Here is a 15,125-nt window from a genome sequence, read left to right as displayed (position 1 = left end):
GATTGTAGGAGTTGCTCTATGAGCCAAGTATTGGAAGATCTGGTGGACTTGCTGACCCTGGAGCCGATCGAGGAAAACCTCTTTCGCGGCCGCAGCCAGGACCTGGGTTTTCGCCAACTGTTCGGCGGCCAGGTGCTTGGCCAGTCGTTGTCGGCGGCCAGCCAGACCGTGGAAGAAGCGCGGCACGTGCATTCCCTGCACGGTTACTTCCTGCGCCCGGGTGACGCGGCGTTGCCGGTGGTGTACTCGGTGGACCGGGTGCGCGACGGTGGCAGTTTCAGCACCCGCCGCGTAACGGCGATCCAGAAAGGCCACCCGATCTTCACCTGCAGTGCCTCGTTCCAGTACGACGAAGAAGGCTTCGAGCACCAGACCACCATGCCCGTGGTGGTCGGCCCGGAAAACCTGCCGTCGGAACTGGAGTTGACCAAGCAGCGCGCGCACCTGATTCCCGAGCACATGCGTGACAAGTTGCTGTGCCCCAAGCCGATCGAAGTGCGCCCGGTCACCGAAAAAGATCCGTTCAACCCGCAACCGTCCGACCCGGTCAAGTACGTGTGGTTTCGGGCCGACGGCGCCCTGGCCGACGCGCCGGCGCTGCACAAGTACTTGCTGGCCTACGCTTCGGATTTCGGCCTGCTGACCACTTCGTTGCTGCCCCATGGCAAGACCGTGTGGCAGAAAGATATGCAAGTCGCCAGTCTTGACCACGCGCTGTGGTTCCACGCCGACCTGCGGGCCGATGACTGGCTGCTTTACGCCATGGACAGCCCGTGGGCCGGCAATTCCCGTGGTTTCTCCCGTGGCAGCGTGTACAACCGCGCCGGGCAACTGGTGGCTTCGGTGACTCAGGAAGGCTTGATCCGTCATCGCAAGGATTGGGCATGAGCCTGGGCGAGGTTAAGCATTGGGTGTTCGACATGGACGGCACCCTCACGGTGGCCGTGCATGACTTCGCGGCCATTCGCGTGGCCTTGGAGATCCCTGCGCAAGACGACATCCTCACGCACCTGGCCGCATTACCAGCGGATGTCGCGGCGGCCAAGCATGCCTGGTTGCTGGAACACGAGCGTGAGCTGGCGCTGGGTTCGGTCGCGGCTGATGGCGCGGTTGAACTGGTTCGCGAGCTGGCCGGGCGCGGTTACCGCTTGGGCATCCTGACCCGCAACGCACGGGAGTTGGCGCATGTCACACTGGATGCGATCGGCCTGGCGGACTGCTTTGCCATCGACGATGTGCTGGGGCGTGAGGATGCGCCTCCCAAACCGGACCCCGGCGGTTTGCTGAAACTGGCGGCGGCGTGGGATGTAGCGCCGAGCGAGATGGTGATGGTGGGGGATTACCGCTTTGACCTGGATTGCGGCCGGGCGGCGGGGACGCGGACGGTGCTGGTCAACCTGCCGGAAAACCCGTGGCCGGCATTGGCGGATTGGTATGCTGAGGATTGTGAGCAATTGCGCCGGATGATCCAGTCCAGGCAATAGGGATCAAATGTGGGAGCGGGCTTGCTCGCGAATGCGGAGTGTCGGTATCAAATAGGCTGACTGATTCACCGCCTTCGCGAGAAAGCCCGCTCCCACAGTTCTTTCGGTGCCAGGCACAGGACTGGCGAACAGCATCAATCCCCTGTGGGAGCTGGCTTGCCTGCGATAGCGGTGGGTCAGCTAAACCTATATCAGCTGACAGTCCGTTATCGCAGGCAAGCCAGCCCCCACAGGTTGACTCGGTTTCTTCAGGGGCTATTGAGGAAACAATACTTCCTGTCCTTCCGGCGATGTAAACATCTTATCCCCGTCATGCCCCACCCCGGGTACCTCCACCAGCCTGTGGCTCAACTGCGGATGCCGCAGCTTCAGGGCGTCAAAGTAGTTATGCCCTCGAATCAACCGATACGCGCCCTGGGTCTCGGCTTCGCAGCCTTTATCCAGCGCCGGATGGTTGGGGTCGATGTCCTGTTCGCCCAGCAGATACGTGATATCCCGTGACACATAAGCCTGTTCCAACTGTTGGGGCCCGCGGCCCTTGGCATAGGCTGGCAACTTCTGCATGCCGTACTTCCAGTCGTTGAAGCTCGGGCAATCGGCCACGGCGAATCTTACCGGGCGTTGTGGATTGAAGTAGGCGTAGGAAGAAGGGTTGGCGACTACGTAACGCAGGCGGATGCCTTCGCTTTGCAGGGCAGGGTGGTCGCGGCCGGTGAGGGCGAAACGCTGCACCACCTGGCCGCCGCCGGAATGGCCGGCCACCACGATCTCCCTGAGCGCCGGGAATAACCTGCGGTCGCCCAGGTGCTTGATGATCTGGTCCAGGGCGCCGAAGGAACTGATGTGGCCAGGCCCGACCGATGCCTCGCCGGCCATCCAGTCGTTGCCGTTCCAGCGCAGCAGCTGGGTGCCCAAGTGGTTGCGCTTGACGTCGGCGTCGTTGAGAAACTGCGGCGCAATCACCAGCGTGGTGCCGCCAACCTTCGCGTGCGCAGCCGCATCCTCACCACTTTTCAGATAGGTCTGTGCATTACGCAGGCGGCCATGCACGATGATCAGCGCGCGGGTGACGTTCGGCAGCGGCTGGCGCCAGTCCTGGCTCATGCCCAGGCCGAGGTCGCCGGCCTGCAGATGAAAACGATCGGGGCTGACCACGTTCACGCCATGCTCGGCCGCCACCGTTGGACACGCCAGCAACACGGCCAGCAGCCAGCCCCATCGTGTATTCATTTAAAGACTCTTGGCGGCAAAGGTGTCGCATTGCGAGATCTGGCCCTGGGCAAAGCCGGTCTTGAACCAGCGCACCCGTTGCGCCGAGGTGCCATGGGTAAACGAGTCCGGCACCACGCGGCCCTGGCCTTGTTGCTGCAAACGGTCGTCGCCAATGGCGTTGGCCGCATTCAGCGCCTCCTCGATGTCGCCGGGTTCCAGCCAGTTCAAGCGCTTTTGCGCGCGGTTGGCCCACACCCCGGCGAAGCAGTCGGCTTGCAGTTCCTGGCGTACCAACAGGCCGCCGTCACCTTCCATCTGCCGGCCTTGTTGGCGCGCGGCCTGGATCTTCGACGAAATGCCCAGCAGCGTCTGCACGTGGTGTCCGACTTCATGGGCGATCACGTAGGCCTGGGCAAAGTCGCCGGCGGCCTGGAAGCGTTGCGACATTTCCCGGAAGAACTCCAGGTCCAGGTACACCTGCTGGTCAGCCGGGCAGTAGAACGGGCCGCTGGCCGAGGTAGCCCCGCCGCAGGCGGAATTCACCCGGCCACGGAACAGGACCAGTTTGGGGTTCTTGTAGGCCAACCCGTTTTCCTGGAATACCTGGCCCCAGGTGTCTTCGGTATCGCCCAGCACGGCGCGGACGAAATCGGCCTGCTCATCGTTGGCCGGCGGCGCCTGGCGCGACTGTGTGCTCACCGAAGGCGCCTGTTCCATCTGCCCGGTCAGTTGGCCGAGGATCTGCATCGGGTCCTGGCCGGTCAGCCAGCCGATGCCGACGATCAGCACAATGGCCGTGAGGCTCAGGCCCTTGCCGCCACCGAAGCGCATGCCGCCACCGCCGCCGCCATCGCGGGCATCCACCACGTTGTCGCTGCGTCGGCCTTTTTTCCATAGCATGTGGGCAATCCTCTGGGTGATGACAGTGTTTGAGTATGGCTGTAATTAGCGGCAGTAGCCTTCGCCGGTATCGACAATCAGGCAGTCCTTCTTATCGGCCAGCCATTTCAGCCCGGTGGCTTCACCGTCACCGGCACGCAACAGTTGCGGGCCGTCCGGGCGATTGAAGGCGATGCCGTCTTCGGCGGCCTCACCCTTGAAGGTGCCCGAGTCGTCGGCATCGAGGCCGTATTGCATGGTGAGCAGGTAGTGACCGCGGCCGACGCTGTCGTCCTTGGCAATGGTCAGGTAGAGGCCTTCGACGCCAATCCACTTGCCGACCCATTTGTCGGTGGGCGGCGTTTCTGGCACCAGGGTGGCCTGCACGGAAGCCGGCGCGGGTTTAGGCGCGTCCTTGGCTTCCTGGTTGCACGCGGTGAGCAGGGCAAGGGCAGACAAGGCGAATAGTATTTTTTTCATAGTGGCAGGGCCTTGGTTAAAAAATGTACAGCACGGAGATCAATGTGCAGCGTTGGACTCGAATCCCGTGATTTAGTGCGCCGTTCGCACGGTGTTTGGTTATGCTCTTGGGGCAGACTCTGGCCTAACTGCTAGATTATCGGGTTGAACGCCATCGCGCTCCCCACACGAGGATTCAATGACACTCAGCACCCCCCTTTCCGGCGTCAACCATCCTTTCAAAGGCATTTTACTGATTGTGCTGGCGACGTTTCTGTTCTCCAGCCATGACGCGTTGTCCAAGTACCTGGCCGGGTTCTATCCGATCGTGATGGTGGTGTGGGCACGTTACTTGGTGCATACCTTGTTGATGGCCGGCATTTTCCTGCCGCAATCAGGCCTGCGCGTACTGCGCAGCAAACGGCCTGGCATGCAGGTGGTGCGGGCGCTGTGCCTGTTGGGCACCAGCCTGTTTTTCACGGCGGCGCTGCATTACATCCCGCTGGCCGAAGCCACGGCGGTGAACTTCCTCGCGCCGATCCTGGTGACCGCGCTCTCGGTGCCGCTGCTCGGCGAGCACGTGACGCGTGGCCAATGGCTGGCGGTGATCTGCGGGTTTGTCGGCGTGCTGATCATCATCCACCCCGGCGGCGAGTTGTTTACCCCGGCGGTGCTGCTGCCGCTGTGTTCGGCGATGTTTTTCTGCTTTTACCAATTACTCACACGCATCCTGAGCAAATTCGACACGCCGACCACCAGCAACTTCTTCGCCGGGCTGTGCAATACCTTGGTGATGAGTGCGATGGTGCCGTTCTTCTGGCAGGTGCCGACGCTGTGGCACGGCGTATTGATGTTGGCGCTGGGCACGTGCGGGATGACCGCGCACTTGATGCTGACCCAGGCGTTCCGCTTCGCGGCGCCGGCGTTGCTGGCGCCGTTCGGCTATTGCCAGATCGTGTTCGCGGGCTTGTTGGGCTGGCTGGTGTTCAACCATACCCCCGACATGACCACCGTGGTCGGCATCGGGGTGATCTGCATGAGCGGGTTGGCCGCTGCCTGGCAGCAGCGGCGCAGGTAGGTCAGGCGTCTACGGCGGGAATCCTGCGCGGCGCCATGAAGTACATCCAGGTCAGCGCAACGAAGTACATCGCCGGGATCAGGGTGAACAACACGGTGTAATTGTTGTTGGTCACCGTGAGGATGTGGCCGACGATCTGGGTCATGAACATGCCACCGATGGCCGCGCACATGCCGCCGAAACCAAACACCGTGCTCATCATGTGCTTGGGCGTGTAGTCCATCACCAGGCTCCAGATATTGGCGGTCCAGGCCTGGTGCGCGCCAATCGCCAGGGAGATGGCAAACACCGCGACCCACAGCTGGCTGGAGCCGGCGGCCATGATCACGCCGACGATGCAGCAGGCAAACAGCAGCATCGACAGCAGCCGCGCCTTGATCGAGTTCATCCCGCGACCGATCAGGAACGAGGACAGGATCCCGCCCCCCACGCTGCCGAAGTCCGCGGTCAGGTAGATGATGATCAGCGGGATGCCCATTTGGGTCACGTTGATGCCCAGGTTGTATTGCTGGTTCAGGAACGGCGGCAGCCAGTACAGGTAGAACCAGAACACCGGCGCGGTCAGCGCGTAGGCAATGGCGAACGCCCAGGTGCCGCGCATGCGCAGGATGCGGCTGAAAGGTACGCCAGGTTGTTCCGGCTCGACTTGCTGCTGCACGTAATCCAATTCGGATTGTTTAACCGTCGGATGCTCTTCCGGGTTGTAGTACTTCAACCCCCAGAACACCAGCCAGATCGCGCCCAGCGATGCCATGCACAGGAACGCCGCTTGCCAGCCCCACACCTGCAGGATCACGGGCAGCAGCATCGGCGTCATCATCGCGCCAACGTTGGTGCCGGCGTTGAAGATACCGGTGGCCACCGCCCGTTCGCCCGCCGGGAACCACAAGCGCGTGGTTTTAACGCACGCCGGGTAGTTGGCCGCTTCGGTCAGCCCGAGGATAAAACGGCACACCATAAAGCCCACCGCCGACGTGGCCAGGCCGTGGGCGCCGGTCGCCAGGCTCCACAGCAATACGGCGCAGAAGAACACGCGCTTGACGCCCACCCGGTCGATCAAGCGGCCTTGCAGCACAAAGCCGATGGCATAGCCGACCTGGAACCAGAAGTTGATGTTGGCGTAGTCCATCGCCGTCCAGCTCATTTCCTTGGCCAGGATCGGTTGCATTACGCCCAGTGCGGCGCGGTCGATGTAGTTCAGGGTGGTGGCGAAAAACACCAGGGCCAGCATGCCCCAGCGCGTTTTACCCACGGCCAGGGCGCCGCGGATCTTGTCGCCGATGCCGGCGTGCGGGTTGCCTGGGCGATCGGCCAGGACGGAATTTTGCAGAGGCATGAGGTCGTACCCGTTTTTTGAAATTTTTATGGTGTGTTTTGGGTCTTCTTTGCGTGATCGATGGTGCGCAGTGGCTAAAAACTCGTCAATTCGCCAAATCGGCATAGTGTTCGATAATCGCACCGAAAACTAACCGGTTCGTACATTTTAATTGCTGCGTGCAGGCTGGGGGCGAATAATTTGCTGCAAACAACAATTGCCGGGAGTCGCCCATGCAACGTTCCATTGCCACCGTTTCCTTGAGCGGCACCCTGCCGGAAAAGCTCGAAGCCATTGCCGCCGCCGGGTTTGACGGGGTTGAAATCTTCGAGAACGATTTGTTGTATTACGACGGCAGCCCGCGCGAAGTCAGGCAGATGTGCACCGACCTGGGCATCGCCATCACCTTGTTCCAGCCGTTTCGCGACTTCGAAGGATGCCGCCGCGACCGCTTGGCGCGCAACCTTGAGCGTGCCGAGCGCAAATTCGATTTGATGCAGGAACTGGGCACCGACCTGGTGCTGGTGTGCAGCAACGCGTCGGCCGATTGCGTCGGCGACGAGCACATTTTGCTGGATGACCTGGGCCTGCTCGCCGAACACGCCGGCCGCCGTGGCCTGCGCATTGGCTATGAAGCCTTGGCCTGGGGCAAGCATGTGAACACCTGGCAACAGGTGTGGAACCTGGTGCGCCAGGTCGATCATCCGGCCCTTGGTGTGCTGTTGGACAGCTTTCATACCTTGTCCCTAAAGGGCGACCCGAGCGCCATTGCGCAGATCCCCGGCGACAAGATCTTTTTTGTACAAATGGCCGACGCGCCAATCCTGGCCATGGACGTGTTGGAGTGGAGTCGGCATTTTCGCTGTTTTCCCGGCCAGGGCGAATTCGACCTGGCCGGGTTCCTCGCGCCGATCATCAAGAGCGGTTACACCGGGCCACTGTCCCTGGAGATTTTCAACGACGGCTTTCGTGCCGCGCCCACCCGGGCGAACGCGGCGGATGGCTTGCGCTCCCTGCTCTACCTGGAAGAGAAGACCCGCGAGCGTCTGCAACAGGAGGCCCCCGCGCAACCGGTCGAGATTCTGTTCGATACCCCAGCCGCCAGCGAGTACGACGGCATTGAGTTCCTCGAGTTCGCCGTCGATGAAAGCCTCGGCGCCAAACTCACGCACTGGCTGGAGCGCCTGGGCTTCGTCAAGGCCGGGCAGCATCGCTCCAAGAGCGTAAGCCTGCTGTGCCAGGGCGATATCAACCTGATCCTCAACTGCGAGCCCTATTCCTTCGCGCACAACTTTTTCGAAGCCCACGGGCCGTCGTTATGCGCCACTGCGATGCGGGTCAAGGACAGCGCCAAGGCCCTGGAGCGGGCGGTGGCCTACAAGGGCCAGCCGTATCGCGGCCTGGTCGGCCCCAATGAGCTGGAACTGGCAGCGGTGCGCGCGCCGGACGGTAGCCTGATTTACCTGGTGGACCCGAGCGAAGGCGGCCTGTACGACACGGATTTCAACCTGCAACCGCCATCGTCGTCCAGCGGTGGCTTGCTGCGCATCGATCACATGGCCATGGCGCTGCCGGCCGACAGCCTCGACAGTTGGGTGCTGTTCTACAAGAGCCTGCTGGACTTCGAGGCCGATGATGAAGTGGTGTTGCCCGACCCTTATGGCCTGGTAAAAAGCCGTGCACTGCGCAGCCGTTGCAGCTCGATTCGCCTGCCGCTGAATATCTCCGAGAACCGCAACACGGCCATTTCCCACGCGCTGTCGAGCTATCGCGGCTCGGGCGTGCACCACATTGCCTTCGACTGCGCGGATATTTTCGCCGAGGTACGCCGCGCCAAAGAGGCCGGGGTGCCGCTGCTGGATATTCCGCTCAACTATTACGACGACCTGGCGGCGCGCTTCGATTTTGACGACGAGTTCCTCAGCGAGCTGGCCTACTACAACGTGTTGTACGACCGCGACGCGCAGGGCGGTGAATTGTTTCACGTGTACACCGAACCCTTCGAGGGGCGATTTTTCTTCGAGATCCTCCAGCGCAAGAACGGCTATGCCGGCTACGGCGCGGCCAACGTGGCGGTGCGCCTGGCGGCGATGGCCAAATCGCGCAGCGGTGCGGTGCGCCAGGCGCGGTTATAACGGCGGGCGGGGTGCTTTCTTTCGTTGTGCATCGCGGCCCATAATCATGGCCTGCATAGCACTGGCCGTGAGCGCACCATGACCTCCGAGGCAACCCGCAAGAGTCGTAAGAACAATCCGGAAAAGACCCGCGAGAACATACTCCAGGAAGCCATTGTCGAGTTTGTCCAACAGGGCCTCGCCGGTGCTCGCGTGGACGCCATCGCCGAGCGCATCCACACCTCCAAGCGCATGATCTACTACTACTTTGGCAGTAAGGAGCAGTTGTACGTCGAGGTGCTCGAGAAGCTCTACGGCGACATCCGCAACACAGAGACCCGCATGAACCTCACCGCCCTGGAACCGCGCGAAGCGATCCGTCGGCTGGTGGAATTCACCTTCGATCACCACGACCAGAACGTGGATTTCGTGCGCATCGTCAGCATCGAGAATATCCACAACGCCGAATTCGTGAAGCGCTCGGATGCGATCAAGGCGATGAACAGCAACATCCTCGAAGCGCTGGGCGCAACGTTGCGCCGTGGGGCGCAGATGGGCCTATTCAGGGATGGGCTGGAGCCGCTGGACGTGCACCTGCTGATCAACTCATTCAGCTTTTACCGCGTGTCCAACCGCCATACGTTCAGTGAGATCTTTCAGATCGAGCTGTCGGATGAGGCGGTCAAGCAGCGGCACCGCGAGATGATATGCGACTCGGTGATGCGCTACTTGCAGGCCTGACTACACGCAATGCTCCAGGCTGGAATACAATCCATGTGGGAGCCGGGCTTGCCCGCGATAGCGGTGTGTCAGAGCTACACCTTCGCCTGGCAAACCGCTATCGCAGGCAAGCCAGCTCCCACAGGTTTAATCCGGTTTTGGCAGTCAGGTATTCAGGCTCTGGAAGTGCGCCAGCATGCGTTGCGCATCCGCTGCCTGCCCACTGAATAACTCGAACGCCTTCACCGCCTGAAACACCGCCATGTTGCCGCCATCCAGCGTGCGGCAACCCAAGGCGCGGGCGTCGCGCAGCAGTTCGGTTTCCAAAGGGAAATACACGATTTCCGCCACCCATAGCTCTGCCCGCAACAGGGCCGCGGGAACCGGCGTTCCGGGCAGCTTGGCCATGCCCATCGGCGTGGTGTTGACCACGCCGTCCGCCTCGGCCATCGCGTTTTCCAAGTGGCTGCCCACCTGGGCGCGACCGGTGCCGAAATGCTGCGCCAGGTTATCCACAAGGTCGCGGGCGCGTGTGACGTCCACATCGAAAATACTCAAGTGCTCCACGCCTTCTGCCAGCAACGCATGCGCCACCGCCGCGCCAGCCCCGCCAGCGCCCATCTGCACCACGCGTTGACGGGCCACGTCATTCAAATTGCGTCGGAACCCTTCGGCGAACCCGAGGCAATCGGTGTTGTGGCCGATGCGTTTGCCGTCCTTGAACACCACCGTGTTGACCGCGCCTATGCCGCGGGCCTCGTCGGACAAGTTATCAAGCAGCGGCAGAATTGCCTGTTTGCAGGGGTAAGTGATGTTCAGCCCGGTGAACTGCATCAACTCGGCGGCGTGCAGCAGGTCGGGCAGGGCGTTGATGTCCAGATGCAGCGGCTCAAGGTCGATCAAACGGTACAGGTAGCGCAGGCCTTGGGCGTCACCTTCCTGTTCATGCAAAGCGGGCGTGCGAGAGGCCTGGATGCCGGCGCCGATCAGACCGGCGAGGATGCGCGGTTTCATTGTGCCGACCCTTTGAGCAGATGGCTGAAATGTTCCAGGGCCAAGTGGTAGCCCTGGCTGCCGAACCCGGCCAATACCGCTGTGGCAATGGGCGATACGAACGAGTGATGACGGAACGCTTCACGGGCATGCACGTTGGACAGATGCACCTCGATCACCGGCACTTCACTGGCGACCAGCGCGTCGCGAATGGCCACCGAGGTGTGGGTCCAGGCTGCCGGGTTGATCACGATGCCGGCGCAGCGAGCGCGGGCGCCGTGGATCCAGTCAAGCAATTCGCCTTCGTGGTTGGTCTGGCGGAATTCGATGTTCAGCCCGAGTTGTTCGGCGCTGCGGCCACACAGGGCAGCGACATCGGCCAGGGTTTCATGGCCATAGGTAGCCGGCTCGCGGGTGCCGAGCAGGTTCAGGTTGGGGCCGTTGAGCACCAGCACGAGGGGCGGCATAAGGGGGTCTCCACAGTTCTTGTCAGTTGTGTGGATAAAATGTACTGGTTGGTTAATTTGGTCAATTGATGTGGGCGGATATGTTCGATTATCGAACCTTTAATTATCGCCCGAAGAAGCCAAGGTATTACGGGGGATTGCTGGGCGAGCAGGGTTGGCGAGCGTTGGCCGCGTATTTCCAACCATTGGCATGAGTGGTTACAACCCGACGTTCGCCGGTTTTTTAGTCGTTACTAGTCTGTGAAGCAGCTTCGGAAAAAGGAGCCGGTTGTCGGGTGGCACGGAAAAATTGTTACCTGACGGAATAAAACCTAACGGATGGGTTAGTATGAAAGTAGGTGCTTACAGAGGCTATGTGATTTCGGTATTTCTTCGGGATGAGCATTGCCCTCCCCACGTACATGTCAGAGGACGGGTCTGGGATGCGCGTTTTCGCTTCAGCTTTCTGAATGGGGACGTGGAGTTGTGGGATGTAAACCCTGAACGCAGCGGGCCGCCCACGGCGGTCCTGAAGGAAATACGCGAGGTCATCATGCAGCGGCACTACCTGGTGCGGGCACGCAGGATCTGGTGGGAAAACCTGCAAACAGTTTGCCTGGAGAATCATTCCTGGGATTGGGAGGCTGGTGAGTTGGTTCCAGGATTAGTCATTCGACGCGGTGTTTATGTCATTGCAAGCGCCCGGCACGACGTCGTAGAGCAACGGACAATTTTGAGTCTGATAAGAGCGCCAGATAACGTGGGAATTAATTTATGAAAATCGTAAAAGCCAAAGTCACACCCTATGTGCCCCTCACCGACGCTGATGTCGAAAAGGCAATAGCCCGTGGGCGCAAGCTCAAGCGTCTGTATGCCAACGCCAGCAACGTGCGCTATCAAGACGACTGCATCTCCATTGGCTTCAGCGACGGCAGCCGCGTCATGTTGCCGGTGGCCGGCCTGCCGGAGTTCGAGGGGTTTTCCCCGCAGGACTTCCAGCAGTTGGAAGTAGGTTTCGGCGGCAAGGCGCTCTGCTGCGAGGCCAAGGATCTGGACGTTTCGATCACGGGCCTGATCGCGACAAGCCAGCCGCTGATGGACCTCGCGACAAGCCTGGTGGCCTCCCGCAACGGTCGCAAACGCAGCGCCGCCAAATCGGCGGCCGCCCGGGCCAATGGCAAGAAGGGTGGTCGGCCCCGCAAGGAAGTCGTGGAGCCCGGCGATTCACCGGATACATGAAGTTCCAATGTGGGAGCTGGCTTGCCTGCGATAGCGGACTGTCTGCCGACGGTGTGTGGCTGATACACCGCTATCGCAGGCAAGCCAGCTCCAACAAGGGATTGGTGGTGTCGGGCCGGCCTATCGGCGGGTCAGCAACACCCCGGATTCCATATGGTGTGTCCACGGAAACTGGTCAAACATCGCGCATCGGGTAATACGATGAGTGTCATGCAACTGCGCAATGTTCGCCGCCAGCGTCTCCGGGTTGCAGGAGATGTACAGGATGTTGTCGAAGCGTCGGGTCAGTTCGCAGGTGTCCGGGTCCATGCCGGCGCGCGGCGGGTCGACGAATACGCTGCCGAATTCGTAGCTTTTCAGGTCGATGCCGTGCAAGCGGCGGAACGGGCGCACTTCATTGAGGGCTTCGGTGAGTTCTTCGGCGGAGAGGCGCACCAGGGTGACGTTGTCCACCGCGTTTTCATCGAGGTTGCTCAAGGCGGCATTCACGGAGGTCTTGCTGATCTCGGTGGCCAGCACTTTGCGCACGCGGGTCGCCAGCGGCAGGGTGAAGTTACCGTTGCCGCAGTACAGCTCGAGCAGATCGTCCGGGCGATCGCCCAGGGCTTCGTATGCCCAGTTGAGCATCTTCTGGTTCACGGTGCCGTTGGGCTGGGTGAACGCGCCTTCAGGTTGGCGGTAGCTGAAAGTACGGCCGCCCACCTCGAGTTTTTCCACCACGTAGTCATGGCCGATCACATCGCGCTTGCCCTTGGAGCGGCCGATGATGCTCACGTTCAGGTCTGTTGCCAGCTTGTTCGCGGCGTTGTGCCAATGCTCGTCCAGCGGGCGGTGATAACACAGGGTGATCATCGCGTTGCCGGCCAGGGTGGTCAGGAACTCCACCTGGAACAACTTGTGGCTCAGGGCGGCGCTGGCTTGCCAGGCAGCCTTGAGTTGCGGCATCAGTTGGTTGATGCGTTGGCTGGCAATCGGGAAGTCTTCGATCAGGATCGGCGTGCGCTTGTCGTCCTGCGAGAACATCGCATAGTGGCGCTCGCCGTCCTCGCGCCACAGGCGGAACTCGGCGCGCAGGCGGAAGTGCTGCAGCGGTGAGTCGAATACCTGCGGCTCGGGGGCGTCGAACGGCGCCAGCAGGTCACGCAAGCGCGTGACCTTGTCCTGAAGTTGCGCGGTGTAGCGTGCGGCGTCAAAAGTCATGCGTTGAACCAGCCCAGCTTGATCACAAACAGAATCGACAGAATCACCAGCGCCGGGTTCAGCTCACGGTAGCGGCCCGAAAGCAGCTTGATGGCGGTCCAGGCGATGAAACCGAAGGCGATGCCGTTGGCGATGGAGTAAGTGAAGGGCATCGCCAGGGCGGTGATCACCACCGGCGCTGCCACCGTAATGTCGTCCCAGTCGATCTCGGCCAGGCCCTGGGTCATCAGCACGGCGACGAACAGCAGTGCCGGTGCAGTGGCAAACGCTGGAACGCTGGCGGCCAGTGGCGAGAAGAACAACGCCAGCAGGAACAGGATCGCGACCACGATGGCGGTCAAGCCGGTACGGCCACCGGCGCTCACGCCCGCGGCCGATTCGATGTAGCTGGTGGTGGTCGAAGTGCCCAGCAAGGAACCGGCCATGGCGGCGGTACTGTCGGCAATCAACGCACGGCCCATTTTCGGCATATGGCCATCCTTGCCCATCAGCCCGGCACGCTTGGCCACGCCGATCAGGGTGCCGGAGTTGTCGAACAGGTCGACGAACAGGAACGCAAAGATCACGCTGACCAGGCCGATATCCAGCGCGCCTTTGATATCCAGTTGCAGGAACGTCGGCGCCAGGGACGGTGGCATCGAGGTCACGCCGCCGAAGGGAGTGACGCCCAGCAGTATCGACACGATAGTCACGGCCAGGATGCCAATGAGCACGGCACCGCGTACGGCCAGGGCTTCCAGTGCGACGATCAGTACGAAACCCAGCGTCGCGAGGATGGGAGCAGGTTGTTTCAAGTCACCCATTCCCACCAGGGTGGCCGGGTTGGCGACCACGATACCGGCGTTATGCAGCGCGATCAGCGCCAGGAACAGGCCGATACCCGCGGCAATCGCCGAGCGCAGGGGCAGCGGAATGCTGTTGATGATCCATTCACGAATGCGAAAAATCGACAGCAGGAAGAACAGCACCGCCGAGATGAACACCGCGCCCAGCGCAACCTGCCAGGTGTGGCCCATGTGGAGGACCACGGTGTAGGTAAAGAAGGCGTTGAGGCCCATGCCCGGCGCCAGGGCGATCGGGTAGTTGGCGATCAGGCCCATCACCGTCGAACCGATGGCGGCCGCCAGGCAGGTCGCGACGAACACCGCACCCTTGTCCATGCCGGTCTCGCCGAGGATGCTCGGGTTCACGAACAGGATGTAGGCCATGGCCAGGAAGGTCGTGATGCCCGCGAGGATCTCGGTGCGCACGTTGGTGTTGTGTGCCTTGAGTTGAAACAGCTTTTCCAGCATGCCTGCTCCCTGTGACGCTTGGTTGCGTCGTGATTTGTTGACCTCTAAGTCAAAGCACAAACTGCGCCAAGCGCCTGTGGTTCCAGAGAGGATCGGAAAAAGCGGCGCATCATACCAGCAGCCGAGGCCTTGAGGCATACTGCGCCGACGTTTAAACGAAGGTCACCCGCCCCATGAAAAAAACCAACCCATGGAGTCTAGCCCTGATCCCTTGTCTGAGCCTGTGGCTCGGCGCAGCACCGGCGTGGGGCGCCACTGCACCGCCCTTGAGCGAGGTGCGCGTGTTCAAGGTCGAGTCGGCGGCTTGCACCGAAACCATCCCTGAGCGCGTGAACACCACGCAGATGTGCACGCACCGCGGAGCCACCCAGGTCTCGGTGATGGAAGTCGGCCTGGGCAATAACCCGGTCGGCCTCTTTAATGGTGCGGTGCTCAATGGCCAGCGGACCGCTGTGTGCCAGGTCGGCAACATCAGCCAGGCCTGCACCGGGTCGGGCACGTTGGTGGGTTACATCTACGTGTATGAGCTGAATGTGCAGGCGCAAGGCTGGTTCGAATACAGTAACGCCTCGATCAACCCACCGCGCAACACCCTCAAGACGCTACTCAATATCCGCTGATCAATCCGCTTGAACGCTCAAAACCCCTGGAAGTCGTACCCCTGAGACGGCGACTTCCCAGAACGCCGCGGATG

16 protein-coding genes are annotated in these 15,125 nt (G+C 61.4%); 8 read left to right on the top strand and 8 right to left on the bottom strand.

All coding sequences use genetic code 11. The annotated features are described in order from the left end of the window. Window positions 1-18: 18 nt before the first annotated feature. Complete coding sequence (tesB, locus tag KVG91_RS09350) at window positions 19-888, top strand: acyl-CoA thioesterase II (RefSeq protein WP_169376781.1); 870 nt, start codon at window positions 19-21, stop codon at window positions 886-888. Continuing rightward, the gene (locus KVG91_RS09345) at window positions 885-1,484 is read left to right on the top strand and encodes an HAD family hydrolase (RefSeq protein ID WP_169376782.1); all 600 of its coding nucleotides are present in this window, start codon (window positions 885-887) and stop codon (window positions 1,482-1,484) included. Before tesB ends, KVG91_RS09345 begins: the two co-directional genes overlap by 4 nt. A gap of 255 nt (window positions 1,485-1,739) precedes the next feature. Here the strand turns inward: KVG91_RS09345 and KVG91_RS09340 are convergent, their stop codons facing one another. From KVG91_RS09340 to KVG91_RS09330, 3 genes are read right to left on the bottom strand one after another with little or no spacing between them, the layout of a single operon-like run. After that, a complete protein-coding gene (locus KVG91_RS09340; protein WP_169376784.1) occupies window positions 1,740-2,714 on the bottom strand; it encodes an alpha/beta hydrolase in 975 nt (324 codons plus the stop codon). After that, window positions 2,715-3,596 carry a KPN_02809 family neutral zinc metallopeptidase gene (gene ypfJ, locus KVG91_RS09335; protein ID WP_076952704.1) on the bottom strand — a complete coding sequence of 294 codons (882 nt, stop codon included), beginning with the start codon at window positions 3,594-3,596 and terminating at the stop codon, window positions 2,715-2,717. A gap of 45 nt (window positions 3,597-3,641) precedes the next feature. Further along, window positions 3,642-4,055 carry a lipoprotein gene (locus KVG91_RS09330; protein ID WP_076952705.1) on the bottom strand — a complete coding sequence of 138 codons (414 nt, stop codon included), beginning with the start codon at window positions 4,053-4,055 and terminating at the stop codon, window positions 3,642-3,644. Window positions 4,056-4,233: 178 nt separating this feature from the next. Between KVG91_RS09330 and KVG91_RS09325 the strand changes: the two genes are divergently transcribed. Then, window positions 4,234-5,112, top strand: coding sequence for a DMT family transporter (locus KVG91_RS09325; RefSeq protein ID WP_169376786.1), 879 nt, complete (start codon window positions 4,234-4,236; stop codon window positions 5,110-5,112). Window position 5,113: 1 nt separating this feature from the next. Here KVG91_RS09325 and KVG91_RS09320 read toward each other — a convergent pair whose 3' ends face one another. Beyond that, entirely contained in the window at window positions 5,114-6,448 is a 1,335-nt protein-coding gene (locus KVG91_RS09320; RefSeq protein ID WP_169376787.1) for an MFS transporter, read from the bottom strand. Between the two features lie 212 nt (window positions 6,449-6,660). On the opposite strand from KVG91_RS09320, the gene quiC reads away from it, so the two are divergent. Both quiC and KVG91_RS09310 read left to right on the top strand, forming a co-directional pair. Next, a complete protein-coding gene (gene quiC, locus KVG91_RS09315; RefSeq protein ID WP_169376788.1) occupies window positions 6,661-8,562 on the top strand; it encodes a 3-dehydroshikimate dehydratase QuiC in 1,902 nt (633 codons plus the stop codon). A 78-nt stretch (window positions 8,563-8,640) separates the two neighbouring features. Next, window positions 8,641-9,282 carry a TetR/AcrR family transcriptional regulator gene (locus KVG91_RS09310; protein ID WP_169376790.1) on the top strand — a complete coding sequence of 214 codons (642 nt, stop codon included), beginning with the start codon at window positions 8,641-8,643 and terminating at the stop codon, window positions 9,280-9,282. 144 nt (window positions 9,283-9,426) lie between these two features. On the opposite strand, the gene KVG91_RS09305 is transcribed toward KVG91_RS09310, so the two are convergent. Together KVG91_RS09305 and aroQ are read right to left on the bottom strand one after the other, a co-directional pair. Further along, a complete protein-coding gene (locus KVG91_RS09305) occupies window positions 9,427-10,275 on the bottom strand; it encodes a shikimate dehydrogenase (RefSeq protein ID WP_169376792.1) in 849 nt (282 codons plus the stop codon). Continuing rightward, window positions 10,272-10,721, bottom strand: a complete 450-nt coding sequence (aroQ, locus tag KVG91_RS09300) for a type II 3-dehydroquinate dehydratase (protein ID WP_169376793.1) — start codon at window positions 10,719-10,721, stop codon at window positions 10,272-10,274. Before aroQ ends, KVG91_RS09305 begins: the two co-directional genes overlap by 4 nt. Window positions 10,722-11,049: 328 nt before the next feature. Between aroQ and KVG91_RS09295 the strand changes: the two genes are divergently transcribed. Beyond that, window positions 11,050-11,478 carry a DUF4160 domain-containing protein gene (locus KVG91_RS09295; RefSeq protein WP_169376795.1) on the top strand — a complete coding sequence of 143 codons (429 nt, stop codon included), beginning with the start codon at window positions 11,050-11,052 and terminating at the stop codon, window positions 11,476-11,478. After that, a complete protein-coding gene (locus KVG91_RS09290; protein ID WP_169376797.1) occupies window positions 11,475-11,939 on the top strand; it encodes a DUF2442 domain-containing protein in 465 nt (154 codons plus the stop codon). The genes KVG91_RS09295 and KVG91_RS09290 overlap by 4 nt, the downstream gene beginning before the upstream one ends. Before the next feature lie 120 nt (window positions 11,940-12,059). Here KVG91_RS09290 and trmA read toward each other — a convergent pair whose 3' ends face one another. Together trmA and KVG91_RS09280 are read right to left on the bottom strand one after the other, a co-directional pair. After that, entirely contained in the window at window positions 12,060-13,139 is a 1,080-nt protein-coding gene (gene trmA / locus KVG91_RS09285; protein ID WP_169376799.1) for a tRNA (uridine(54)-C5)-methyltransferase TrmA, read from the bottom strand. After that, the gene (locus KVG91_RS09280) at window positions 13,136-14,431 is read right to left on the bottom strand and encodes an NCS2 family permease (RefSeq protein WP_169376801.1); all 1,296 of its coding nucleotides are present in this window, start codon (window positions 14,429-14,431) and stop codon (window positions 13,136-13,138) included. The genes trmA and KVG91_RS09280 overlap by 4 nt, the downstream gene beginning before the upstream one ends. A gap of 173 nt (window positions 14,432-14,604) precedes the next feature. Between KVG91_RS09280 and KVG91_RS09275 the strand changes: the two genes are divergently transcribed. After that, window positions 14,605-15,051, top strand: coding sequence for a DUF4879 domain-containing protein (locus tag KVG91_RS09275; RefSeq protein WP_169376802.1), 447 nt, complete (start codon window positions 14,605-14,607; stop codon window positions 15,049-15,051). Window positions 15,052-15,125 lie beyond the last annotated feature (74 nt).

Source organism: Pseudomonas azadiae, assembly GCF_019145355.1.
Taxonomy (GTDB): domain Bacteria; phylum Pseudomonadota; class Gammaproteobacteria; order Pseudomonadales; family Pseudomonadaceae; genus Aquipseudomonas; species Aquipseudomonas azadiae.
This window is presented reverse-complemented; position numbering and strand designations above follow the sequence as displayed.

Excerpts from the sequence above, each read along its gene's own strand:
- tesB (WP_169376781.1), top strand. The coding sequence starts at position 19 with ATGAGCCAAGTATTGGAAGATCTGGTGGACTTGCTGACCCTGGAGCCG.
- KVG91_RS09345 (WP_169376782.1), top strand. The coding sequence starts at position 885 with ATGAGCCTGGGCGAGGTTAAGCATTGGGTGTTCGACATGGACGGCACC.
- KVG91_RS09340 (WP_169376784.1), bottom strand. The coding sequence starts at position 2,714 with ATGAATACACGATGGGGCTGGCTGCTGGCCGTGTTGCTGGCGTGTCCA.
- ypfJ (WP_076952704.1), bottom strand. The coding sequence starts at position 3,596 with ATGCTATGGAAAAAAGGCCGACGCAGCGACAACGTGGTGGATGCCCGC.
- KVG91_RS09330 (WP_076952705.1), bottom strand. The coding sequence starts at position 4,055 with ATGAAAAAAATACTATTCGCCTTGTCTGCCCTTGCCCTGCTCACCGCG.
- KVG91_RS09325 (WP_169376786.1), top strand. The coding sequence starts at position 4,234 with ATGACACTCAGCACCCCCCTTTCCGGCGTCAACCATCCTTTCAAAGGC.
- KVG91_RS09320 (WP_169376787.1), bottom strand. The coding sequence starts at position 6,448 with ATGCCTCTGCAAAATTCCGTCCTGGCCGATCGCCCAGGCAACCCGCAC.
- quiC (WP_169376788.1), top strand. The coding sequence starts at position 6,661 with ATGCAACGTTCCATTGCCACCGTTTCCTTGAGCGGCACCCTGCCGGAA.
- KVG91_RS09310 (WP_169376790.1), top strand. The coding sequence starts at position 8,641 with ATGACCTCCGAGGCAACCCGCAAGAGTCGTAAGAACAATCCGGAAAAG.
- KVG91_RS09305 (WP_169376792.1), bottom strand. The coding sequence starts at position 10,275 with ATGAAACCGCGCATCCTCGCCGGTCTGATCGGCGCCGGCATCCAGGCC.
- aroQ (WP_169376793.1), bottom strand. The coding sequence starts at position 10,721 with ATGCCGCCCCTCGTGCTGGTGCTCAACGGCCCCAACCTGAACCTGCTC.
- KVG91_RS09295 (WP_169376795.1), top strand. The coding sequence starts at position 11,050 with ATGAAAGTAGGTGCTTACAGAGGCTATGTGATTTCGGTATTTCTTCGG.
- KVG91_RS09290 (WP_169376797.1), top strand. The coding sequence starts at position 11,475 with ATGAAAATCGTAAAAGCCAAAGTCACACCCTATGTGCCCCTCACCGAC.
- trmA (WP_169376799.1), bottom strand. The coding sequence starts at position 13,139 with ATGACTTTTGACGCCGCACGCTACACCGCGCAACTTCAGGACAAGGTC.
- KVG91_RS09280 (WP_169376801.1), bottom strand. The coding sequence starts at position 14,431 with ATGCTGGAAAAGCTGTTTCAACTCAAGGCACACAACACCAACGTGCGC.
- KVG91_RS09275 (WP_169376802.1), top strand. The coding sequence starts at position 14,605 with ATGAAAAAAACCAACCCATGGAGTCTAGCCCTGATCCCTTGTCTGAGC.